The sequence below is a fragment of the Olleya sp. KKT75 genome, assembly GCF_055635485.1.
Map to the genome: position 1 here is coordinate 2,665,228 of NZ_CM145759.1, position 25,498 is coordinate 2,690,725.

Below are 25,498 nucleotides of genomic sequence, written 5' to 3' on the forward strand. Positions count from 1 at the left end.
CAGCGTTTTGTGATTTTTTTTTGTTCCATTTTTATTTGTGGCATCCCTATTGGATTATGTTTTTCAAATAAATAGTTATGGAGAACGAAAGGCTAGTAAATAATTTTAAATTTTGGGTGGATAAGGAGATTATCCATTGCAAGATATTTAACAATTTTGATGGAACAAAAGAAATAGACGATTTAGAGAATATATTTTTAAATCAGATATTTAAACTATCAGGAGATGTGCACATGCCTATCTTATTTGATATGGAGGATCTTAGCTTCACAAACGCTATTAAGGTTTTTAAATTTTTGTCTAATAATACGTTAATTAAATCTTTAGTACTTTCTAAAACTTTTTTAGTACACTCTTTACCTTCTCAAATTAGCTTAAACGTACAAAGCTTTTTCTGTAACCCAGGAGCTCCTGATTTAATTTTTAAAAATTCTAAATCTGCAGTTAAGTTTTGTATTAATGATACCAGAACTTATAACTCCCTAAATTAATATGTCAAATATTATAACAATAGGACACGCCAAGTTTTGGAAAGAATATAATAAATCTGTGTTTTTTCAATTTAGTGATGATGATGCCTTTCATAATCTAGATTTAAATACTGCAAAAAAGTACATAGACGTCATGGTTAAATTATGTGACGGAAAACCAATGCCTTTTATTATAGACCTTAGAGGTTTTCGCGGGACGTTCTCCACGGAAGCAGCTAGTTTTATTGCAAAATCTCCTATACTAGAAAAGTTAAGAATCTCCCAAGCATTTATTGTCAACTCTATAGGCACCAAACTATTAATAGCATCTTATAAAAGACTTTACGATCCCATTACACCCTATCATGTTTTTTCTGATTTGGGATTGGCAGAGCAATATTGTTTAGAAACTAAAAACGAATTTCATGGAAGCTGTTAAATATTTTTTACCACATAATTTAAACGATGAAGTTATATCGCTAATTAATGATAATTCTATTATCACAATTACAGATGCTTTAGGGCGTGTAGAATTTGCGACTGATAAATACTGCGATGTTTTAAAATGTAGAAGTTTTAGAGTTATAGGAGAAACTCATGAGTTATTAAGATCGCGTTTGCACACTGGAGCAGTTTATAAAGCCCTTTGGAGGACCATTAAAATGGGGCAACAATGGAATGGTATTTTAAGCGAAACATTGCATGATGGTAGTATTGTGTATTTAGACACTACAATTATTCCTATAGAAAATGACATAGATAAAAACACTAAATATTTAGCCTTGTATAATGATGTAACTAAGTTGCATAAGCAAAAAGACGAACTTTTGGAGATTAAAACAGAAACTGAAAGCTTTTTAGAAAGCCTGCCATACAACGTGTTTATAATTACAAAACACGGTAAAATTTTAAATGTAAACAAAAGCTTTTGTAGTATTTCTAGAGCAGAATTATTAGGTACGTATTTGTATGATCATGTAGAGCTACCAACATTTGATTTCTTTAAAAAAAATATAGACTTTGCGTTTTCTACTAAAAACATCAATCAGTTTGAAACCTACAAATTTGATAGAAAAAGCAAAAAGCGTTTTTACAAAGTAACTGTGGCTCCAATTTTTAATGAATTAGGAGGTATGTTTTCTGCCACAATAACCATTCAAGAAATAGTAAAAAATATAATGATAGAATGTTCTGAAGAAGAATAAAATGTCCTAATTAATCCATTAGAACTAAGTTGTTTTACGAAAATAAAGAAACATATAATAGCTAGCCCCTCTTCAACCTAGTATTATTTTGTTTCAAATCGCTATTTAATTCATAAAAAACTTAAGCCCATATTAATGAGACAATCTTACATTAAACTACCGTTAAAAACACTATTGCTATTACTTTTTTTGTGTTGTAACTATTCCTCACTTGCTCAAGTAGGTATTGGAACAACATCTCCCAATAGCTCTTCTATATTAGACGTTACATCAACAGACAAAGGGATGTTAACGCCCAGAATGACTTCAACCGAAAGAATTGCTATTGTAACTCCTGCAGATGGCTTATTGGTATATGACACAACAGAAAGTGCCTTTTACTATTATAAAGTAAGCGTTTGGACTAGAATGGATTCTGAGAAGCGTAATAACTATAAGCTAATTAAGTCTGCTGCGGATTTAAGCGAGGAGCTGTCTAATGGAGGTGGAAGCGAATATTTATTGTCTTCAAATACTTTGTATGAAATAAATGGAACAATTTTACTAACACAATCTATCAATTTAAATAACGCCTACATTATTGGTTTAGATACCAACGAGGATATTTTAGTAAAAACAGGAGGAACTATGTTTGTAGGTACTTCAGGAGGAAGTATTAAAGGTCTAACGTTAACAGCTCCTGGAGGTACCATTTTTAATTTATCAGGATCTAGTTCTCATAATCTTGTTTTTAGAGATGCTGTAGTGGCAAATTCAGCTTCAGTTGGTATTATTCAAGGGTTTGGGTTAGCTTTTTTAAGTATTGTTCAATTTTCAGGAAACACAACTGGTATTACATATAATAATATTGATGAATTATTGTTGAGTAATATGGGATGGCTATCTAATAATACAGGAACTTATGAGACCTTCTCAGGCAGTTTTGGTATTCTAGAAAAACAAGGCGGGTTTTCTCAAGTAGATGGAGCTGCAATAGGTTTTGATGTAAGTAGTAATCCGGCGGTTGAAAGTGGCGTATTAACAGGTGCTAGCTTTAGTGGGACTAGTACACAATATATAAATAGATATTCAGTTGGTACTTATCCAGGTTTTAATTTTACTAATAGTTGGACTGTAGATTGTCCTGGTATACCTGTAGAATCAGACCAGGTTGCTACCGGTAATATTTATTATGATGGAGCAATTACTACTGGGTTTTTTCAAACGGTACCCAATGGTAGTCCATTAAATTTAAGCGGGAATGGTAATGCTAATACTACTAGTGCAGTAAACTTATTAAGGATGTCTTCATTAGTAGATAATAGATTGACGTATTTAGGGAAAAAAACAAGAACTTTTCAAATTAGTGCGTCATTATCTGTAAGAGGTGGCACGTCTACGGGTAATTTTTATGCTTTTTATATCAGAAAAAACGGAACAGTGACCTTAACAGAAACCAACACGTTAATGCGTGTTAATAATACGTCAGATATTAATAGTATATCAATCTCTGGTACTGTTGAATTGGATCCAGGTGATTACATCGAGATTTGGGGGCAAAGATTAGTAGGTTCTGGAAGCACACTTTTATCTGTATTCTCATTAAACCTTAATATCAAATAATTAATAGCATTGTTTTTGTTTTGTTTAGTAATGGTAAAACCTTCTATTTAGTTAATAAATAGGAGGTTTTTAAAATTATAGCAATTAATAGTCAATTTAATAAGCAGTATAATTATTTCAAAAAAATATTGGCTTATCTTGCAGCGTTTTATTTGTAGTTAAGACAAATAATATAATAAATTACAATCATGGATAGAAGTCGTAATAACGAAGACAGAGTAGCACAAATAAATAAGGTAGTAGAAGATTACTTTAACACACATACAGATACAGATTGGATACCAGCAAAACAGATCATGTCAGATCTTGTGGCAGCAGGTGTTTTTGTAAAGGATCAGAAAAAGGGATTACCACTTCGTAAAGTATTACGTGCTTTAGATAAAGAAAATGCTTTAGACACTATTCCGCTATTACATCCAGAAAGAACAGATACAGCAGTGTATTGGTATTTTGTAAGGGCAGGTGCTAAGTTTCCTAAAAACGAAGCTATAACTCAAGTGTCTAAAAAAGATACTGCAAAAGCAAAAAGAGAAAGTACAGACGAGTTTTATATCGTTAATTTGTGTGATGAGATTTTAAAGGAAGGTGCATCACGTAAGCACACGTTTTCTTGGTTATTTGGAGACATGCATAAAAAAGGTAAAACAAGAACATTATTACCGGTAGCAGCGTTTTATGAAGAAGCTAATTTAGTTATTGAATTTGCTGAAAAGAAACACAAAACGGAGGCACAATTAGCAAAACTAGAAGAGTTGACTGTAAGTGGTATTACTAGAGGTCAGCAAATAGAAAAGTACAATCACAGAAGAAAAGAGATGTTAGCAAAAAAGGATATCAATTTAATTACAATTGATTACGCTTTATTTGAAACGGAAAACAAGGGTAAATTAGTACGTAATACAGCTGAAGATACTACGTTACTTAAAAAAATATTGAAACAGTATATTAAATAAAAAGCAATTTTAAATACTATACTTTCCTATAAAGGTCTAATCTTAAATATATAAGATTGGACCTTTTTTTTGTTCGTATTTTTTTTAGGCCCAATGCAAGTCTAGTTAAAAAGTTAAAATAGTATGTCAAATACACAGATTATTATACTTTTAGATAGTTGTTGTAAACCTCTTAGAGAGGCTCTAAATAAATTTAGAAATGAATACCACCCAAAAAGCATTAAAAGAGCGTATTAAGGAGTTAACCTGTTTGTATGAGGTGTCTTCAATAATAGGTAATGCTAACGAAGAGTTAATCGAAGATACTTTACAGGCAATTGTGTTTAGTATCAAAAAAGGATTCCAATATCCTAAAAAAACAGACATTCAGATTAATGCTTCTTCGTTAAGCATAGCAACGTGTAATGACGTTAAAAGCAGCATAAGTATTCAGTCTAAAATAAAATTGTTTAATGAAGACAAAGGGACATTAATTGCTTTTTTAAATGAAGCACAATGCTCTCAAAACGATTTTTTAAACGAAGAACAATTACTATTAGATAATATAGCACTTAAAATAGGCAGTTTTCTAGAACGTATCGAAATTCAGAAAAACGAAACCTCTCTTAAACGTCAAATGGAACATGCAGATCGTTTGAGTATTTTAGGAGAAATCACCGCAGGCATAGCACATGAGCTAAATACACCATTAGCTAATATTTTAGGCTTTGCGGAGCTGCTTAAAGAGGATTTAAAAACAGATATAAAAGCATCTCAGGATGTAGATAAAATTATTAAAAACGCTATATTTTCTAGAGAAGTTGTTAAAAAGTTAATGTTTTTTGCTTGCAAAATGCCACAAGAAATGAAGGAAGTTAACTTAGTGCCAAATATTAAAAATGCAATAAATTTATTAGATGCCACTTTTAGAAAAGAAGAGGTCAAGTACATTGTTAAAATAGAAGAAGAGGATTTGTTTTTGCGTGCAGATCCAATTCAATTAACTCAGATTATTTTCAATTTATTAATTAACGCTATTTATTTCTCGCCAAAACAAGGTTTGGTTACAATTGAGGCTAAATCTAAAAAAAATGCAATTGTTTTAAAAATTAAAGACGAAGGTAAAGGTGTCGATCTAGCAGATTTAGATAAGATTTTTCAACCCTTTTTTACCACCAAACCTATTGGTGATGGTTCCGGATTAGGACTAAGTGTGGTACATGGTATTGTAGCATCGCATAAAGGAACAATTACCGCAAAAAACAATAAAAATAAAGGAGTTACTTTTACTATTACACTCCCAAAATAAAAGTTAAGTCATGCAATTACGTAAAGAAAACATACTAATAGTGGACGACGATGTCAATATCTTAGAGTTATTACAACGTCACTTACAGTCTTGGAATTATCATGTGTTTAAAGCAGTTTCTGTTAAAGAAGCAGTTAGTATTTTACGAGATTCGACTATAGATTTATTAATTACCGATTTAAAAATGCCAGAATTGGACGGTTCAGAGCTTATTAAATTTGTGTCTGAGCACTATCCTAAAATGCCAAAATTGGTAGTTACTGGATATCCATCGGTTCAGGACTCATTAGCTGCAATAAAATCAGGAGTTGTGGATTATTTGACTAAACCATTCACTAAAGACGAGCTTAAAATGGCGTTGGATAAATGTTTGGTAAATTCAGATAGCGTAGCGCAATTTCCTACAAATTCAATAATTAATAACGATAAGCCTTACGGCGAAATTATAGGGCATTCCGATAAAATTAATACTGTAATTCAGATTATTGAACGTGTTAAAAACAATAAAGCCACTGTTTTTATTAAAGGCGAAAGTGGTACAGGAAAAGAACTAGTTGCGCGTGCCATTCATTATCAAGGTAAATTTTCTAGAGCACCATTTATTGCAGTAAATTGTGGTGGCATACCAGAAAACCTATTAGAAGCAGAGTTGTTTGGGTATCTAAAAGGAGCTTTTACAGGAGCAGAAACTAATCGTGAAGGTTTTTTTCAAGCTTCAAATGGAGGTACTATTTTTCTAGACGAAATTGGTAATGCTTCATTAACAGTGCAATCTAGATTACTTCGTGTTTTGCAAGAAAAAGAAGTGGTAAAGGTTGGGTCTACAAAAGCAGAAAAAGTAGATATACGTATTATAGCTGCCACCAATAGTGATTTACGTGATATGATTAAAAAGCAAACCTTTAGAGAGGATTTGTATTATAGATTAACAGTCGTAGAGATTGATGTAGCACCTTTAAGAGCTCGTAAAGACGATATTAAATTATTGGTAGATAAGTTTTTGTTTAAATACGGTGTGGAGTATAAGGATGGCTATGTTAAAATAACTCCTGAAGCTTTAAAAATATTAGAACGTTACAATTGGCCAGGAAATATTAGAGAGTTAGAAAATATTATCCAACGTGCAGTTATACTTAGTGATAAAACGGTTGAGGTGTCGCATTTACCTGAGCATTTAAAATATACATTACAACACGCTTCGGACACTTTACAACCATTAAAAGTCATTGAAAAGCAATACATAGAAAAAGTGCTGAGAGCTACAGGAAACAATAAAACCAAAGCTGCTGAGATTCTTCAAATTGACAGAAAAACTATTCGTCAAAAATTATCAGATTAGACTATTTTATAGCGGTACATTCTTACTCAGTTGGGTAATTTTGTACCACTTGTAATTTCTTTTTTCATATTCTAAAATCATCTAACCCCTTTATTTAAAGGGGTTTTTGCATTTGTGATAGTTTGTGTTTTTCGTTTGGCACATGCATTGCCAATAGGTTTGTATATAGATTATAAATTTTACACCTATGAGTCATTTTAATATTTGTCCAGATTGTATCCATCGCAATTATTGTGTATTAACAGCCCAAAAAGATAACGTTTGGTCTTGTAGCGAGTTTGATGCATTTAATTCAGGTCAACCCAATCAACTAACTTCAGAGCAAGTAAAACAACCAGAGCAAGAGTTAGTTTTAGTTTAAACATTTAATAACAGAATTCATGATTTTTAACACATTAGCATCCGTTTTTGGAAATAAAGAGGCGTCAGATAAAAAATCTAATAGAAGCCAAGCTAGAGATAAATATATCTCACAAAAATATTACGAAAGATCAATAATCAATCGCTATTTCAAATAAAAACAACAAACACATTACAATGACAACAGCAACAGCAGATTTGAAAAAAGTAACAAAAAAAGTACCTGTAAGAGGTATGATGGATAATGTTATGGAGCAGTTTAATAGTGCTGCAGACCATATTAATTTGCATCCAAGTATTAGAAAAATTTTAAGCATCACTAATAACGAGATATTAGTCAATTTTCCTGTAAAAATGGATAATGGAGATGTTGAGATTTTTACCGGTTACAGAGTGCAACATAACAATGCGCTTGGACCTTATAAAGGGGGTTTACGTTATCATCCAACAGTAGATATTGATGCTGCTAGAGCACTAGCCATGTGGATGACCTGGAAAACATCTTTAGCTGGTTTACCGTATGGTGGCGGTAAGGGAGGTATTAAAATTGATCCGTCTAAATATTCGCAATCAGAGTTAGAGCGTATTACAAGACGTTTTACGTTTGCTTTAGCAGATAACATTGGACCTGAACATGATATTCCTGCTCCAGATGTTAATACTAATAGTCAAACTATGGCTTGGATTGCAGATACCTACATGAGTACGCGTCCACCCGCAGAACGTACTGCTAATCAACATGTGGTTACTGGTAAGCCTGATGCAAGTGGTGGATTAGAAGGACGCGACAGAGCAACAGGTTATGGTGTGTATTTGTCTATTAAATTTTGGGCAGATAAAAGCAATACTAGTTTAGATGGTAAAAAGTTTATTGTTCAAGGTTTTGGTAATGTTGGCTATTGGGCAGCTCATTTTCTAGAAAAAGAGGGCGCTAAATTAGTTGCAGTACAAGATGCTACAGGAAGTATTCAAAATCAAAACGGAATTAGCGTTGAGGATTTATTTAAATACAGTCAAATTAACGATGGTAGTATTGTAAACTTCCCAGATTCTGAAACGGTAGATACTAAAAAGTTTTTCACTTTAGATTGTGAGATCTGTATTCCTGCTGCTTTAGGTAACCAAATTACAAAAGAAAATGCGCATCAAATTAAAGCAAGATTAATTGCAGAAGGAGCAAACGGACCAACAAATGTAGAAGGAGAAAAGATTTTGTTAGAACGCGGAATTACTATCATACCAGACATTTTATGTAATTCAGGAGGTGTCGTTGGTAGTTATTTTGAATGGTTACAAAACCGAAATGGAGAGATTTGGCAATTGGATGAAGTCATGGCTAAATTGGATAAAAAAATGAAAGAATCATTTAATAAAGTGTTTGACTATGCCATAAATGAAACTGTGGATTTGCGTACCGCTGCATTTTGTATAGCAATACAACGTATTGAAAAAGCATACATTCAAAGAGGTATTTTTCCTTGATTTTAAAACATATAAGATGAAATACGGAAGTTTAATATTAGAAAAAAAAGAGTATGTGTATCTCAAGCGCATACTCAATATTTCGGGATATGGAGATGATGCTAGTGTAACTAAATCTTTAGTAAAATTGTCTGAGGAGTTAAAGACAGCGCAAATTGTAAATAATGACGAAGTGCCTGAAGACATTGTACGTTTTAATAGTATCGTTACTATAGCCTCGGATAACGGTTGGGAAAAAGAGTTGCAAGTGGTTGTGCCAATGGAGAAAAACGTGACACTTAACAAAGTGTCCGTTTTAACTCCAATGGGAGCTGCACTTTTTGGATATTCTAAAGACGATACTATAGATTGGGATTTTCCTGGAGGTGCACAAAAAATCAGGATAGTTGATGTGCAAAAAGAAGAAAGCTTAAAAGAAATTGATATAAATATTTAAACCAAATTGTTATGAAAACAGAAAAAATCCAAATTTTTGATCATGATACAAATCTTGATGTGACGCATAAAATAAATACAATGGAGCTAGATAATTGGATCAATCATTTAAAATACATAAAAAAGGAGTTGTCTAATCTTATTAATATTTGTCAAAACGAGCTTAAGGATAAGTTAGACGATAATAGCGTTGCTAATAAATTTGAGAAAAAAGAGGTAGAAAACCAAACACTTCTTAATGCCTTAAATACATATTCTAAATCTAGATTAAATATTATCGAGTGCGAGGATACGCAATGCGATATGATATACATAACGGAGCACGAAAGCTATAGACGTAGTTATTTATATCATTTAGATAAATACAGAAGATTAAAAGATGAGTTTTTCAATAAAGTACAAGGAACCTTCACGCTATTAAAAGTTAATTAATAATTGAATACAGCTACAGGTTATAAAATAGAATCGCACAGACGCTTGTGTTTAATTAAAGATTACAAAGAGACCAATCATTGGATTGATACTTTAGAGTTGGCTGTTAATGAGTTTCAACATTTTAGCCTTATCGAAAAACAACTTATTAAAAATATAGAAACGTCAAATGCGATGTTGGCTTTGCGTAGAAAATTTACGTTAAACATGGCTAGTTTTTGCAAATATGAACAAGAAATAAAAACTGAAATAGAATACGGGAAAACAGAGTATAATGATAGTCGCGCTAAGGTTCATGAAATAAAAAGACTGCAGTTTGTTCAATTAATTAGAGAGCTTCATGATTTTAGAATCAAGTTTTATACGTTACTAGAACGTTACAAAAGATAATAGAGCTCGTCTTGGAGGTGTCGTTATAATATCTGGGTTTGAAATGATAGTGCTGCAGTATTAGATATATTAATTTAAATGCAATAAGATGAAAAAAATATTAATTCCAACAGATTTTACTTTAAATAGCTTTCAAACCATTGATTATGTTTTGCAACTTTTTAAACATGAGTATTGCGATTTTTATTTTTTAAATACATATTCCTATAATGCTAATGGACTTGATGCTATTGCGATGTTGCAAGCGGATGAGGATTGGTTTGATAGACCAAGAGATTATGCTTTAAAACAGTTGGGTAAATTAGTGGAACGTTATACTTTAAATTGTTATGATTTAAACCATCATTTTTTCGCGGTTTCTGAGTGTTCTGGGCTGTTATCTAGTATTCAGAAAAACACTAAAGTATTAGATATAGATTTAATAATATTGACTAGCAAAAATAAAAATAGGCTAGGGGTAAAAACTCAAGCTATTGTAGACAAAATAAGATGTTGTCCAGTATTAATAGTTCCTCCGCATGCAGCCAGTTGTAATACGGTTAACATTACAATAGCATCCGACTTTAAGCAACAGGTTAATACAGCACAAATTGATGGCTTTTGCAATATTTTAGAACATACTAATTTAGAAATCACCGTATTAATATTGGCGAAACAGAATACTTTAAGTGATAGTGCAGCTAACCATTTAGAAGCCATGCTAACTTATTTAAAACTTAAGACCAATAGCACAGTGGCACTCCAATACGCACATACTTCTTTTAGTTTAAAAACTTATGCAAAGTCGCACATGGACGGAATCATGTGCGTTGTTGATAAAAAACCAGATATACTAAGAAAAATAGGGATGTTTAGATCTAATGTTTTTTCAACATTAAAACAACTTCATTCTAATACAGTGTTAACTATTCATCAATAAATTTATAGTTATGAGTAATCGAAAATTCAATACAATAGTCTTCTTACTGGCAACAGTAATTATTTTGATTTTAACTTTATTAACACCTGCTCCGGTGTATTAAAAGTAAAATCTAAGAATACTTAAAAGCGTATGGTTAAATGGTGCTGTTTCTTTTAACCATACAATGTTGTATATTGCTTTATGCTTTATAGACAACAAACAAGTTATAGATCCCTTAGTAAAGTCTTGTTTTTACTATGTTTTATTTTAAATGTGCACGTTTTATTTGCACAAGATTTGCCTCCAATACAATACTTTTCACCCAAACAATACGAAGCAGAAAACCAAAACTGGGAAATTTCTCAGGGTAAGGATAAGCATATTTATATAGCAAATTCTAAAGGGCTTTTAGAGTTTAATGGAGCAGATTGGATGTTATATCCTTCACCAAATAAAACTATAATAAGATCGGTTAATGTTGTAGATAATAAAATTTACACGGGTAGTTATATGGAGTTTGGATTTTGGTCTAAAACGCAGGTTGGTGCTCTTGCTTATACATCACTTTCGGAAAAAGTAAAAGAGAGATTATTAGAAGATGAGCAGTTTTGGAAAATAACTAACTTAGATAATTGGTTATTGTTTCAGTCTTTAAATCGCATCTATGTATATAATTTAGAAACAGATAGTTTTAAAATAATAACATCGGAAGTCGGTATTATTAAAATGTTTAAAGTTGATAATACTATTTATTATCAAGACAGAGCAAAAGGGTTGTTAAAATTAGAAAATGGTGAACCTAAAGTAATTATAGGGGCTTCTGCTTTTAATCAGAAAATTATAGTTGGCGTTTATGATGTAGATAATAAGTTGCTAGTTGTTACTCAAAACCATGGTGTTTATAGGTTAGAAGATGGCAAAGCCAAGGTTTGGTCGGAATCTCTAAATAAAACGCTTGTAGATTATTCCATTTATAGTAGTATTAGATTACAGGATAATAGTTTAGTGTTTGGAACCATATCTAATGGTTTGCTTAGAGTCGATTTAGAAGGTAATATTAAGCAGGTTATCAATCAATCTAACGGACTAGGTAATAATACTGTGCTTTCTGTCTTTGAGGATGTAGATAGTAATATTTGGCTAGGATTAGATAACGGTATTAATTATATAAATAAGAATGCGCCATTCAAAATATTTAATGATGATAAAGGTGTTTTAGGGACAGTTTACACATCTGTTATTTTTGATAATATATTGTATTTAGGGACCAACCAAGGCGTGTTTTATAAAAAAGAAAACGACACTGAATTTAAAGCTATTAAAAACACAAAAGGTCAAGTTTGGAATCTAAAAGTTATTGGTAATCAGTTGTTTTGTGGGCATAATACGGGGTCTTTTTTATTAAAAGATACTGTAGCAACAAAAATAGCAAGCATTGATGGAACTTGGGATTTTAAAACAATAAAAAATCACCCAAACCTCTTAATACAAGGTAATTACAATGGTTTAAATATTCTTGAAAAGCAAGGTGATACTTGGCGCTTTAGAAACAAAATAGAGGGGTTTGATAATTCGTCTAGATTTTTTGTGTTTTCAGAAGAAAACAAAATTTTTGTAAATCACGAGTATAAAGGTGTTTTTAAAATCAACGTAGATGCTGATTTTAGGAAAGTGGTTTCAGTTTCAAAAATAGAGACTTTGGAAAAAGGATTGTTTTCATCACTTACTGAGTATAATGGTGCACTGTATTACGCAACGGAACATGGTGTTTTTAAAAAGAAAGCCTCAGAAAGCGATTTTGTTAAGGATACTATTTTAAGTCAATTATATGAAGAACAAGGATACGCTTCAGGTAGATTAATAGTAGATAAAAACACAAATGCATTATGGGTTATTACGCAGAAGGGCGTAAACTACATTAGTCCTGGAAAATTAAGTACAACACCAGAAATAACATTTGTTGCATTACCAAATTCTTTAAGAGAAGGGCTATCTGGATATGAAAGCTTGTCCAATATAAAGCCTAATGTTTACTTATTTGGGACGTCAAAAGGCTATATCACGTTAGATATTTCTAAAATTCATTCAAAGAATTATCAAGTTAGCATTAATGCTATAAATAAAACGCCCTTAAGTTCTTCTAAGACATTAATTGATTTACAAGAAGAAAGTAATTTCGCAAATAAAGAAAACAATTTGGAGTTTGCATATAGTGTGGCAGAATTTGATAAATACCTTGAAGCAGAATATTCTCATAAATTAGAAGGGCTTTATGATAATTGGAGCAAATGGGATACTAAAGCGAGTATATTGTATAAAAATTTGTCATACGGAGATTACGTGTTTAAGGTAAAGGCAAGGGTAGGAGGTAAAGCATTGGACAACCAAGCAACGCATACTTTTACAATAGCAAGACCTTGGTATTTGTCAAACTTAATGGTTGTACTTTACTTTATTTTGGGATTTGTAGTAAGCTTGCTTATTAATTATTTTTATAAGTTATACTATAGAAAGCAAAAAGAAAAGCTAGTGCTTAAATCTAACCAAGAACTAGAACTTAAAGATTTTGAAACTAAGCAGCAACTTATGGCTTTAAATAATGAAAATCTTAGACAAGAAATTGAAAGTAAAAATAGAGAACTGGCTATTTCAACAATGAGTCTTATAAAAAAGAACGAATTTTTGAATACCATAAAAAGTGAATTAAATGATAAAGTTAAAGACTCAAATTTAAAATCTGTAATAAGAATTATTGATAAGAATATTAATAACAAAGATGACTGGAATTTGTTTGAAGAAGCATTTAATAATGCTGATAAAGACTTTTTAAAGAAAGTTAAATCTAGGCACCTAACATTGACATCCAATGACTTAAGGTTGTGTGCTTACTTAAGGTTAAACTTATCTTCTAAAGAGATTGCACCATTGCTTAATATTTCGCCTAGAAGTGTAGAAGTTAAACGATATCGTTTGCGTAAAAAAATGGAATTAGAGCATGATGTAAATTTAACGGACTATATACTTAGTATTTAAAAACTATACATTTCTTTAATTCACCACTACATTACCTATACAAAGCCCTATTTTAGGCTCTTGTTAAACTATTGTATTAGAATCGTTAATTAAACGTTAATGCTATCTAAATATATCATTTACGCATGTTTTTGTATTTTTTTTTGTGTTGTATGCTTTTTGTAGCGGTTAATTTTATCAAATTATCAGATAATCTTGATAATTTTGGTAAAAGCACAAAAACTTTCAAATATGAAACAAACTATTCTCTCATTTCTGTTATTAGTATTTACACTATCCGCATTTGGACAAGAGTATACAATATCAGGAAATGTAACTAGTGAACAAGATGGGTTTCCCATACCTACTGTTAACATTCTAGTTAAAAATTCATCAAACGGTGTTACTACAGATTTTGATGGAAATTATACTATTAAAAATGTACAGCAAAACGCAACTTTAGTATTTTCTTATGTTGGTTATAAAACAAAAGAAATTACGGTAACTAATGGTAATGCTATTAATGTTAAACTTTCTGAAGATGTAGAAGGTTTAGAAGAAGTGGTTATTATTGGATATGGTTCTCAAAAACGAAAAGAAGTAACAGGAGCTGTATCTACAGTAACTAGCGAAACTATTGAAGCTCTAAAGCCAACGCGAATAGAGCAAGCGTTACAAGGTCAAGTAGCCGGTGTCAATATTTCTTCACAATCGGGATCACCAGGTAGTGCATCAAATATTAGGATTAGAGGGGTGTCAACTAACGGAGACAATAGACCTTTAATTTTAGTAGATGGTAATGTTATTGAAGATTTAAGTGTTATAAATCCAGGAGATATAGAAAGCTATACTGTATTAAAAGATGCAACAGCTGGTATTTATGGTGTTAGAGCTGCCAATGGAGTGATATTAATTACGACCAAGACGGGACGTAAAAACAAGAAAATGTCTTTTCAGTACGATTCTTACGTAGGATTCCAGAAAACAACAAGAAAAATACCGTTATTAAATGCTACAGAATATGCTTTAATTAAAAATGAAGCTGCTGCTGCTAGTGGTAGTCCATTACCTTTTCCAGATACATTTGGCCTAAATAGAGGTACAGACTGGCAAGACGAAGTTTTTGAAACGGCTCCAATTTTTAATAATGCTATTACAGCAAGTGGTGGTACAGAAAAGTCAACCTATTCTTTTGGTGCTTCTTTATTAACTCAAGATGGTATTATAGGAGGAAGCAAAGCTAATTTTACACGTTATACAACACGTGCTAATTATGGTTTAGAGATTATTGAGAATCTAAATTTAAAGGCCAACTTAATTTATACTGGTACTGTTAGAAAAGCATTATCAGAAGGTGGTTTAGGGTCTGTTTTATTTAACGCAGTTAATTTTGCGCCTACTGATTCACCTAGAGATAGTAATGGAGAATATACATCTTCAGCTAACTATCCGATTGAAGTTGTTAACCCTTTGAAGCAAATTGCTAATACTTTTAATAGAACAAAGGTTGATAAGCTTAGTGGTGTTTTTGGTTTAAATTATAAGTTTTTAGATGGATTTAGCGCAGAAGCTAATTACCAATGGAATTATTCTGAAGTAAGAACAAGAGGGCTTAATCCATTAGTAGAATATGGTAACGGATCAGTATTTGACAATACAGATAATGTTCAATTTACTGAAGGAACAAGCTTTTTTAGAGATTATACTTTTGATGCTTTTGTAAATTATGAAACATCTATAAATGATGAGACACATAACATAAAAGCAACTTTAGGAACGTCAGTATTTAAAACAACAGGAGATTATTACTTAGCTATTGGAGACGGAATGCCAGAAGACACTATTTTTAGTGAAGCTAATATTAATGATGCAACGACTATAACAGATCCTTATGCACAAATAAGTAATCGTTTTTTCGATTCTAGATTACTATCATATTTTGGTAGAGTACAATACAATTACAAAGGAAAATATTTATTCTCTGCAGTTGTAAGACGTGATGGATCAACAGCTTTTGGACCTGAAAATAAATTTGGAATTTTTCCATCGGGTTCTATTGGTTGGGTAGTATCCGACGAAGCCTTTTTAGAGGATAGTAGTACAATAAACTTTTTAAAGTTACGAAGTTCTTATGGAGTATTAGGAAACGATAGAATTCCTGGATTCAGATTCGAATCTCTATTAGATGGAGAAGGCGTATATGTTTTGGATGATGCTTTGGAACTAGGAACAGCAGTTGGTGCTATTTCTAATCCTGAAATTAAATGGGAAGAGCAAAAAGCATTTGATATTGGTTTTGAAACAAGATTATTTAATAGTAAAATTGATATTACTGCAGATTATTTTAAACGTACGACTGAAAACTTATTATTACCTGTAGAAAGTTCTTTAATTTTAGGAGGAGCAGCACCAGGTTCTGGAAACCCTGTAGTTAATGCAGGTACTGTTGAAAATAGTGGTTTAGAATTTCAAATTTCTTACAAAGACCAAATTTCAGATAATTTTAAATTCAACGTAAGTTATAATATTTCAACTTTAGAAAATGAGGTCATTGAAGTAAATAACAGTATTGGCTATGAAGTAGGAGGTAGTTTTGGTATTGGTCAAGCTAATCCGCCATCAAGAATGCAAGTTGGGCAGCCAATAGGTGTCTTTTATGGTTTACAAATGGATGGGATTTTTCAAACACAATCAGAAGTGGATGCACATCCATCTCAATTAGCATTAGGAGCAAATGCAGAAGCAGGAGATATCAGATTTGTTGATGTAAATCAAGATGGAGTGATTGATGCAGACGACAGAACTTTTATAGGTAACCCAATTCCGGATGTAACTATGGGATTAAACCTATCTTTTGATTATAAGAATTTTGACTTTCAGACGTATTTCTTTGCTTCACTTGGTAATGATATAGTAAGAAACTACGATCGTAATAGTGCAAAAACAAATTTAACAACATACGTTTTAGACAGATGGACTGGTCCAGGATCTACAAATTCAGATCCTAGAGTTACAAATAGTGCGACTGCTAATACAGTATTCTCAGATTATTTTGTTGAAGATGGATCATTTCTTAGAGCACAGAACATACAATTAGGGTATACTTTTAATAAAGAAAGATTACAAAATATAGGTCTAGATAATATTAGAGTTTACGCATCTGTTAGTAATGCATTTACATTAACAAAATATAGAGGGTTTGATGCAACAACATCTAACGGAGCTCCTATTGGAGACGGTATTGATAGTGGATTTTATCCAAATCCAAGAACATTTTTAATTGGAACAAACGTAAAATTTTAAAAGATGAAAAACATAAAATATATAATTCTACTTTTAGTTTCAGCTTCGACAATAATAGCGTGTAGTGACGATTTTGTGGACGTTGAATCTCAAAATGAAAGTTCTGAAAACTATTTTAATTCAGAACAAGATTATCAAGATGCTTTAATTGGTGCATATGATTTGTTACAATCTACTTACTTAAATGTAATGTTAGGAGAAATTGCTTCAGACAATACGTTAGCAGGAGGAGAAAGTGCAACAGATGTGCCAGGAATACAACAAATTGATGACATGATTCACACACCTAATAACGAGCAGTTACGTTCTATTTGGGGTTGGATGTTTGCAGGAGTAAATCGTTCCAATTACATCATGGAGTTTCAGGATAAAACAGCGTTTTCTGGTAAAGAAAATGTATTAGCTCAAACTAGATTTTTAAGAGCATATTATTATTTCGAATTAGTAAAATGGTTTGGAGATGTGCCATTAGTGGTTGATCAACGTTTTTTATTCGGAGACCAATTTACTGCAGACAGAACACCTAAAGAGCAAGTATATACACAAATCGAAATGGATTTATTATACGCAGCAGAGAATTTACCATATGTACAAACTCAGTTAGGACGTGTTACAAAAGGTGCAGCACAAGCATTATTAGGTAAAGTGTACTTATATCAAGATAAATTTGGCGCAGCAGCGTTAGTTTTAGAGGATTTAATAAACTCGGGTCCACATGATTTGGTTGCAGATTACACAACACTTTTTGAAAATGATAATGAAAATAGTATCGAATCTGTATTTGAAGTACAATACGCAGATTTAGAAGGTGCTGGATTTGGATGTTTACAGTGTAGCGAAGGTAATGTAGCTGTTGGTTTTAACGGTATTCGTAATTACAATGGACCTTTATTTGATTCAGGATTTAGTTTTAATGTACCAACTCAAGAGGTAGTAGATGCTTTTGAAAGTGATGACCCAAGAATCGATACAGCTATTTTAGATATTAATGCATGGGCAACTAGCACAGGTGCTACGTTTGGAACAGGTAATGAGCACACGGGATATTATAACAGAAAGTATATAGCACGTCAAGGCGATTCTAATATTGGAGATCAAAACTTGACTAATCCAAATAACTACAGAGCTATTAGATATGCTGATGTACTATTAATGGCTGCTGAAGCTTTAAATAGAGGATCTATTGCTGACGATAGAGCACAAAACTATCTTAATTTAGTAAGACAGCGTGCTTTTGGAGATATGGATCATAACATTACGTCTTCAGGAAGTACTCTAACTGAGGCTATTTATAATGAGCGTCGTGTTGAGTTAGTAGGAGAAGGCCACCGCTTTTTTGATTTAGTAAGAACAGGTCGTGCTGCATCAGAAATTGATGGTTTTATGTCAGGAAAACATGAAGTATTTCCAATTCCTCAAATAGAAATAGAATTAACAGGTAATCGTTGGTCTCAAAACACTGGTTATTAATAAAATAATATGAAAATTAAAACGAAATATAACATGAAAAATTTCAAGTACATTCTTAGTTTATTCTTGGTAATAACAGCTTTTGTAAGTTGCGAACAAGATGATGATTTGCCAGATGTAAGTGCATTACCTGCACCAACTAACGTGGCAGCAGTTATTACTATAGCTCAAGATAATTCGGGGTTAGTAACAATTACGCCTACAGGAGAAAATGTAGCTAATTTTAGAATTAATTATGGTGATGGATCTGGTACAGATTCTGGCCTTCTTAATCCTGGAGAAAGCACTCAGCATACTTATGCAGAAGGGGCATATGATATTGTAATTGCAGCAGCAGCAATAAATGGAAAAACAACGACTGTCGCACAAACAATAGTTGTGTCTTTTCAAGCACCAGAAAATTTAGTGGTTACCATCGCAAATGACGAAGGTGTTTCTAGACAAGTCAATGTAACTGCAACTGCAGATTTTGGAATGTCTTATGATGTAGATTTTGGTGACGCAGCAGGAACAGTAATAACGACTAATATTGGAGAGGTTACTTCTTTTGTTTATGAAGAAGCAGGAACATATACTATTACAGTAACTGCTTTTAGTGGGTCTGTAGATACGGTGTCTTATACGGAAGAGTTTGTTGTAACAGAAATTACAGCTCCTTTAGCAGCAGCGCCAACACCGCCAACTAGAGCTGATGAAGACAAAATTTCTATGTTTAGTAATGCATATACAACAGATGTAAATGTTAGTTCTTGGAGATCAGATTGGAGTACAAGTACATTAACAGATATTCAAATTGATGGCGATGATACTAAGTCTTATGTAGATGCAGATTTTGTTGGAGTAGAATTTTATGGTGGAGACGCTGTAGATGCTTCGACAATGGAATTCTTTCACTTAGATGTTTGGACCGCTAATGCGGAAACATTTAGAGTAAAGTTAGTTGATTTAGGAGGTACTGCAACGGAAGCAGAAATAGTGTTTGATGGTATCGCTCAAGGCGAATGGGTGTCTCTAGATATTCCTATGACTGATTTTATTGCTGCTGGTATGACTGCAACAAATTCAATTCAACAATTAATATTTTCAGGTTTACCAACAGGAACCTTTGATTTTTATATAGATAATGTGTATTTCCATAAAGCACCTTCTGCAATGGGAGATACAACATGTGCAGTACTTCAAGATTTTGAAGGAACAGCACCTGCATTTACATCGTTTGGTAATATAGCAGATACGCAAGTTATTGCTAATCCAGATATGTCAGGAGAAAACACTTCAGCTAATGTGGCACAATTGGTTAAAACAGCTGGATCAGAAGTTTGGGCAGGAACATTTTTTGACGTCGCATCACCAATTGATTTATCTACTTGTAATATGATAAGCGTTAAGTCTTGGTCACCAAAAGCAGGAGCAACGGTTAGACTTAAAATAGAAAATAGTGCTGATAATACTCAGTTTTACGAAACGGATGCAACTACATCTTCTATTAATACATGGGAAACTTTAGTGTTTGATGTTTCTGCAGCAGCAGCATTAACTTATGATAGAGTCGTATTATTCTATGATTTTGGAGTAGCAGGAGACGATTCTACTTATTATTTTGATCAAATAGAAGTTGTGAGTACAGGTGGAGGTTCAGGCGGAACTCCTGCATTGCCTTTTCAAGATTTTGAAGGTGCAGCACCAGCATTTACAGCATTTGGAAATATTGCAGATGTACAAGTAATTGCTAACCCAGATATGTCAGGTTTAAATACAACAGCTAATGTTGCAGAGTTGGTTAAAACAGCTGGTTCGGAAGTTTGGGCAGGTGCATTTTTTGATGTAGCAACGCCTTTAGATGTTAATACGTATAACAAATTAAGCGTTAAAACATGGTCTCCTAAAATGGGAGCTGTGGTGAGATTAAAAATTGAAAATAGTGCTGATAACACACAGTTTTTCGAAATTGACCTAAGTACAACAACTATAAATGCTTGGGAAGAGTTAGAATTTGATATTAGTGGTGCAGCAGACTTTAATTATGATAGAGTCGTGTTATTCTTTGATTTTGGAGTAGCAGGTGATGATTCAGTGTATTATTATGATGAATTTGAATTGAAGAACTAATAATCAGTTAAAAAAAGAACAAATGAAACATATACTAAAAATTAGTTTGCTATTAAGCATTGCTATTTTCTTTATTGCTTGCCAAGAAGAGGATCAGACGTTTGGTAATATAGTGGCGCCAACAAATATTGTTGTAGTACCAGAGATTGTTGGTCAAGATGCTGCCAATCCTAATGGAGATGGAAGTGGATTAGTAAATTTTACAGCAACTGCAGATAATGCATTAAGCTTTAAATATAGTTTTGGAAGTGCTGTTGTAAATGCACCTTCTGGAACTACAGATTTTACCTTTTCAGATTTAGGTGTAAACACTTATACGGTAACGGTGGTTGCTTACGGTACAGGAGGTGTGTCTACAACGACAACACTTGAAGTTGAAGTTTTGGCAACCTATTCTGCACCTGCAGATTTGTTAAATGCTTTAGTTGGTGATGGATCAAAAACATGGCGAATAAAATCTGAAAGTCCAGGACATTTTGGTCTTGGTCCAATTGGAGGTGTAGTACCTACGGAATGGTATGGTGCTGGTCCAGGAGAAAAATCGGCAACAGGAATGTATGACGACCGTTATATTTTTAATACAGACGGAACGTTTACTCATATTGTTAATAGTGTAAATGATGATCCTACAGTTAACCCTGAAGGAACTGTGTTTGGACGTGAGCCTTTAATAAATGAATTAGGTCCACATAGCGAAACGCCAAATGGAGCAGATATCGAAAATTATCCATACCAAGACTATTCTGAAAGTTGGGTAATTACAGCACCAGGAGGTGTAGAAACCATTAATCTTACAGGTTTAGGGTTTATGGGGTATTACACTGGAGGTAATCATAGATATGAAATTTTTAGTCGTGATATTCCTAATGAGATGATTATTAGAACTACAGATGGAAATAGCGAGTTTGATTGGTGGTTTATTATTACTTCTCAAGAAGAAGGTAGTTCTAATGAGTTACAGACTATTTATAACGATTTATTTTGGGCTGATGAGTTTGACATTAATGGTGCTCCAAACCCAGCTAATTGGACATACGACTTAGGAACAGGAGATAACGGTTGGGGTAATAATGAGTTGCAGTCTTATACTAGTAATGCTGATAACGTAATTGTGGAAGATGGTATTTTAAAAATCACTGCAAAAGCAGATGGTGCTTCTTATACTTCTGCACGTATTAAATCTGTGGACTTATTTGAGTTTACGTATGGTAGAGTAGAAGTTAGAGCAAAGTTACCTGCAGCGCAAGGGACTTGGCCTGCAATATGGATGTTGGGTGCAAACTTTGAAACAGTTGGGTGGCCAACAAGTGGAGAGATTGATATTATGGAACAAACAGGTCAGGATAAAAACACGACTTTAGGGACGTTACATTATCCAGGAATGTCAGGTGGAAATGCTAATGGAGGTGCAACGCAAGTAGCAACGTCAACATCAGAATTTCATAATTATAGTGTAGAGTGGACACCAGATGTTATTAAGATTGTTGTAGATGGAGACGTTTTTCACACAGTAATTAATTCAGATGCATTACCATTTAATAGTGATTTCTTTTTTATACTAAATGTGGCAATGGGAGGAAGTCTTGGAGGAGATGTTGATCCAGCATTTACAGAGGATACAATGGAAATAGATTACGTAAGAGTTTATCAATAAATATGAAATTAAGCAAGTATTATTATTTAGTCTTAGCAGGTCTTCTCATTATTTCATGTAAAAATAATAATGAGAACGACTTAGCTATAAGTGATGACAAAACATCAAGTATTGATGATAAAGTCGCTACGCTATTGTCTAAAATGACCTTAGAAGAAAAAATAGGTCAGATGAATCAGTACAATGGCTTTTGGGACGTTACAGGTCCAGTACCAGAAAATGGAGACCAAGCTAAAAAGTACGAGCATTTACGTAAAGGATATGTAGGCTCAATGCTTAATGTTAGAGGCGTCAAAGACGTGAGAGCTGTTCAGAAAATAGCGGTTGAAGAAACACGTCTAGGGATTCCTTTAATTATTGGTTTTGATGTTATTCATGGTTATGAAACCTTAAGTCCAATTCCAATTGCAGAAGCTGCAAGTTGGGATTTAAAGGCTATTAAAAAATCAGCAGAGGTTGCAGCAAAAGAAGCTTCGGCAGCAGGTATCAACTGGACATTTGCACCAATGGTAGATATTTCTAGAGATGCCCGTTGGGGACGTGTAATGGAAGGCGCAGGAGAGGACACGTATTTAGGGTCTAAAATTGCGGTGGCAAGAGTTAAAGGATTTCAGAGTGACGATTTGTCAACCCCTTTTTCAATAGCAGCATGTGCTAAGCATTTTGCAGCTTATGGTTTTGCAGAAGCTGGTAGAGATTATAATACTGCAGATGTCGGAACTTCAACATTATACAACGTTATTTTTCCGCCATTTAAAGCAGCAAAAGATGCGGGTGTTAGAACATTTATGAATTCGTTTAACGAATTAAATGGTGTGCCTTCAACTGGAGACGAATACTTACAACGTGATGTTTTAAAAGGACAGTGGCAATTTGATGGTTTTGTAGTTTCGGATTGGGGCTCAATTACAGAAATGATTGCTCACGGACATGCCGAAAACGGTAAGCATGCAGCAGAATTAGCTGTAAAGGCAGGTTCTGATATGGATATGGAGTCGTACTTATATGTCGAAGAGTTAGCTGGTTTGGTTAATGACGGTACGGTTAATATTAAAGATATTAATGATGCTACAAGCCGAATTTTACGTGTCAAGTTTGAATTAGGATTATTTGAAGATCCATATAAGTATTTAGATGAAACTCGAGAAAAAGAAGTTATAGGAAGTCAAGAAATACATGATGCAGCTTTAGATATGGCTAAAAAATCTATTGTACTTCTTAAAAACGAAAATAATATACTTCCACTTAAAAAAGAGGGACAAAAAATAGCATTAATCGGTGCTTTAGCATCAGATAAAACAAGCCCTTTAGGTAGCTGGCGTATTGCTGCAAAGGATAGCACTGCGGTTTCTGTTTTAGAAGGTCTAAATAAATACTCAGGTAATACCATTACTTATGCTAAAGGTGCGGACGTCTCTATAGGTAAAACGGAATTTGCTTTTGAAGTAAAAATTAACACCTCTGATAAAAGTGACTTTAATGATGCCATCAAAGTTGCTAAAAAAGCAGATGTAGTGGTTATGGTTTTAGGAGAACATGGTTTTCAAAGTGGAGAAGGTAGAAGTCGTACAGATTTAGGATTACCTGGTGTACAGCAACAGCTTTTAGAAGCAGTATATAAAGTTAATAAAAACATTGTTTTAGTATTAAATAATGGTCGTCCGCTAACCGTGACATGGGCAGATAAAAATATACCTGCAATTGTAGAGGCTTGGCAATTAGGAACACAATCTGGTAATGCTATTGCACAAGTTTTATACGGAGATTATAATCCTAGTGGTAAATTACCAATGACATTTCCTAGACACGTTGGACAAGTCCCAATTTATTATAATTATAAAAATACGGGTAGACCAACTTTACCAGGAGAGGATATTGTGTTTTGGTCGCATTACCAAGATGAGAAAAACACACCTTTATACGCTTTTGGTCATGGTTTAAGTTACACGACGTTTAAGTATGATAATTTAAAAATAGAAAACACTTTTTCAGAAAACAAAACAGTAACGGTTTCAGTAGATGTTACTAATACAGGAGAATTGAAAGGAAAAGAAGTTGTTCAATTGTATATCAGAGATTTATTTGCAAGTATCACACGACCTGTAAAAGAGCTAAAAGGATTTGAGCTAGTCGAATTAAATCCAAACCAAACAAAAACAATAACCTTGTCTTTAACTCAAGAAGAACTTGGTTTTTTTAATAATCAAGGTCTTTTTATTGTAGAGGATGGTGATTTTGAAGTCTTTGTAGGGGGAAGTTCTGAGACAGTATTAACGGATAAATTCAAATTATAATGAAGCTTTTAAAACTAATCGTATTACTTGTTGTTTGTTTTTCTTGTAAAGAGAATCAAGATAACAAGAAGTTAAGTAAAGCTAATGATGTATTTAGTTTTACGGATCAGTTTAAAGGAACGCAGTTAAATGAGTCCTATTGGAATTACGACCTTGGTGATGGTTGCCCTAATTTATGTGGTTGGGGTAACAATGAAAGACAGATTTATACTAAAGAAAATGTATCTGTAAAAGACGGTAACTTAATTATAACAGCGACTAAAGATTCGACTGGATATTATTCAGGAAAAATCACAACTAAAGACAAAATTGAATTTCAATATGGAACAGTAGAAGTTAGAGCAAAGTTGCCTTTAGGTTCAGGTTTATGGCCTGCATTTTGGATGCTAGGGTCTGATATAGATACTAATACTTGGCCTGCTTGTGGTGAGATTGATATTTTAGAATATGTAGGTAAAATGCCTAATCAAATTCATACTACATTACATACACCAGACAGTTATGGAAAGTCTGTAAACACAAAAATTTCAACGATTGAAGATATAGAGGAAGGATTTCATAATTATAAAACCAATTGGACTAAAGATTCGATTTCATTTTATGTAGATGATAATTTAGTTTATACCTTTTCTCCAGACGTTAAAAATGAAAAAACATGGCCTTTTGATAAACCTTTTTATCTAATAATAAACTTGGCAATTGGCGGAAATTTTGGAGGTCCAGAAGTGGATGATTCTATTTTCCCTCAAGACTTTATTATTGACTACGTAAAAGTGTCGGGGTCTAATTAATTTTAAAT

21 protein-coding genes are annotated in these 25,498 nt (G+C 32.9%); all 21 read left to right on the top strand.

Annotation, left to right across the window (positions count from 1 at the left end; translation table 11 throughout):
- Window positions 1-77: 77 nt before the first annotated feature.
- The 21 genes from ACZ2G2_RS11910 (at window position 78) to ACZ2G2_RS12010 (ending at window position 25,490) form a co-directional block, all read left to right on the top strand.
- A complete protein-coding gene (locus tag ACZ2G2_RS11910; RefSeq protein ID WP_470392296.1) occupies window positions 78-491 on the top strand; it encodes a hypothetical protein in 414 nt (137 codons plus the stop codon).
- A gap of 1 nt (window position 492) precedes the next feature.
- Window positions 493-909: a DUF7793 family protein gene (locus ACZ2G2_RS11915; protein WP_090838847.1), complete on the top strand. Its 417-nt coding sequence runs from the start codon at window positions 493-495 to the stop codon at window positions 907-909.
- Complete coding sequence (locus ACZ2G2_RS11920; protein ID WP_470392299.1) at window positions 896-1,675, top strand: PAS domain-containing protein; 780 nt, start codon at window positions 896-898, stop codon at window positions 1,673-1,675. The genes ACZ2G2_RS11915 and ACZ2G2_RS11920 overlap by 14 nt, the downstream gene beginning before the upstream one ends.
- 135 nt (window positions 1,676-1,810) lie before the next feature.
- Window positions 1,811-3,277: a hypothetical protein gene (locus ACZ2G2_RS11925; RefSeq protein WP_470392301.1), complete on the top strand. Its 1,467-nt coding sequence runs from the start codon at window positions 1,811-1,813 to the stop codon at window positions 3,275-3,277.
- Window positions 3,278-3,465: 188 nt separating this feature from the next.
- Window positions 3,466-4,230, top strand: a complete 765-nt coding sequence (locus ACZ2G2_RS11930) for a hypothetical protein (protein ID WP_090838843.1) — start codon at window positions 3,466-3,468, stop codon at window positions 4,228-4,230.
- A gap of 199 nt (window positions 4,231-4,429) precedes the next feature.
- Complete coding sequence (locus ACZ2G2_RS11935; protein ID WP_470392304.1) at window positions 4,430-5,518, top strand: sensor histidine kinase; 1,089 nt, start codon at window positions 4,430-4,432, stop codon at window positions 5,516-5,518.
- A gap of 10 nt (window positions 5,519-5,528) precedes the next feature.
- Entirely contained in the window at window positions 5,529-6,857 is a 1,329-nt protein-coding gene (locus tag ACZ2G2_RS11940) for a sigma-54-dependent transcriptional regulator (protein ID WP_470392305.1), read from the top strand.
- A 187-nt stretch (window positions 6,858-7,044) separates the two neighbouring features.
- Window positions 7,045-7,218, top strand: coding sequence for a hypothetical protein (locus ACZ2G2_RS11945; RefSeq protein WP_177183514.1), 174 nt, complete (start codon window positions 7,045-7,047; stop codon window positions 7,216-7,218).
- Window positions 7,219-7,237: 19 nt separating this feature from the next.
- Window positions 7,238-7,375: a hypothetical protein gene (locus ACZ2G2_RS11950; protein ID WP_470392308.1), complete on the top strand. Its 138-nt coding sequence runs from the start codon at window positions 7,238-7,240 to the stop codon at window positions 7,373-7,375.
- Between the two features lie 19 nt (window positions 7,376-7,394).
- On the top strand, window positions 7,395-8,699 hold the full coding sequence (locus ACZ2G2_RS11955; RefSeq protein ID WP_470392310.1) for a Glu/Leu/Phe/Val family dehydrogenase: 1,305 nt from the start codon (window positions 7,395-7,397) through the stop codon (window positions 8,697-8,699).
- A 16-nt stretch (window positions 8,700-8,715) separates the two neighbouring features.
- Window positions 8,716-9,135, top strand: coding sequence for a GreA/GreB family elongation factor (locus ACZ2G2_RS11960; protein WP_101202313.1), 420 nt, complete (start codon window positions 8,716-8,718; stop codon window positions 9,133-9,135).
- A gap of 11 nt (window positions 9,136-9,146) precedes the next feature.
- Complete coding sequence (locus ACZ2G2_RS11965; protein WP_090838835.1) at window positions 9,147-9,566, top strand: hypothetical protein; 420 nt, start codon at window positions 9,147-9,149, stop codon at window positions 9,564-9,566.
- 3 nt (window positions 9,567-9,569) lie between these two features.
- Complete coding sequence (locus ACZ2G2_RS11970; protein ID WP_470392313.1) at window positions 9,570-9,956, top strand: hypothetical protein; 387 nt, start codon at window positions 9,570-9,572, stop codon at window positions 9,954-9,956.
- A gap of 88 nt (window positions 9,957-10,044) precedes the next feature.
- Window positions 10,045-10,875: a universal stress protein gene (locus ACZ2G2_RS11975; protein WP_470392315.1), complete on the top strand. Its 831-nt coding sequence runs from the start codon at window positions 10,045-10,047 to the stop codon at window positions 10,873-10,875.
- Window positions 10,876-11,130: 255 nt separating this feature from the next.
- A complete protein-coding gene (locus ACZ2G2_RS11980) occupies window positions 11,131-13,890 on the top strand; it encodes a helix-turn-helix and ligand-binding sensor domain-containing protein (RefSeq protein WP_470392317.1) in 2,760 nt (919 codons plus the stop codon).
- Window positions 13,891-14,121: 231 nt separating this feature from the next.
- Window positions 14,122-17,172 (top strand): SusC/RagA family TonB-linked outer membrane protein, encoded by a 3,051-nt coding sequence (locus tag ACZ2G2_RS11985; protein ID WP_470392319.1) that lies wholly within the window; start codon window positions 14,122-14,124, stop codon window positions 17,170-17,172.
- 3 nt (window positions 17,173-17,175) lie between these two features.
- Window positions 17,176-18,642 carry a RagB/SusD family nutrient uptake outer membrane protein gene (locus ACZ2G2_RS11990; RefSeq protein WP_470392321.1) on the top strand — a complete coding sequence of 489 codons (1,467 nt, stop codon included), beginning with the start codon at window positions 17,176-17,178 and terminating at the stop codon, window positions 18,640-18,642.
- A gap of 33 nt (window positions 18,643-18,675) precedes the next feature.
- Entirely contained in the window at window positions 18,676-20,751 is a 2,076-nt protein-coding gene (locus tag ACZ2G2_RS11995) for a PKD domain-containing protein (protein ID WP_470392323.1), read from the top strand.
- Window positions 20,752-20,773: 22 nt separating this feature from the next.
- Window positions 20,774-22,405 (top strand): glycoside hydrolase family 16 protein, encoded by a 1,632-nt coding sequence (locus tag ACZ2G2_RS12000; protein WP_470392325.1) that lies wholly within the window; start codon window positions 20,774-20,776, stop codon window positions 22,403-22,405.
- A 2-nt stretch (window positions 22,406-22,407) separates the two neighbouring features.
- The gene (gene bglX / locus ACZ2G2_RS12005) at window positions 22,408-24,699 is read left to right on the top strand and encodes a beta-glucosidase BglX (RefSeq protein WP_470392327.1); all 2,292 of its coding nucleotides are present in this window, start codon (window positions 22,408-22,410) and stop codon (window positions 24,697-24,699) included.
- Window positions 24,699-25,490 (top strand): glycoside hydrolase family 16 protein, encoded by a 792-nt coding sequence (locus ACZ2G2_RS12010; RefSeq protein ID WP_470392329.1) that lies wholly within the window; start codon window positions 24,699-24,701, stop codon window positions 25,488-25,490. The genes bglX and ACZ2G2_RS12010 overlap by 1 nt, the downstream gene beginning before the upstream one ends.
- Window positions 25,491-25,498 lie beyond the last annotated feature (8 nt).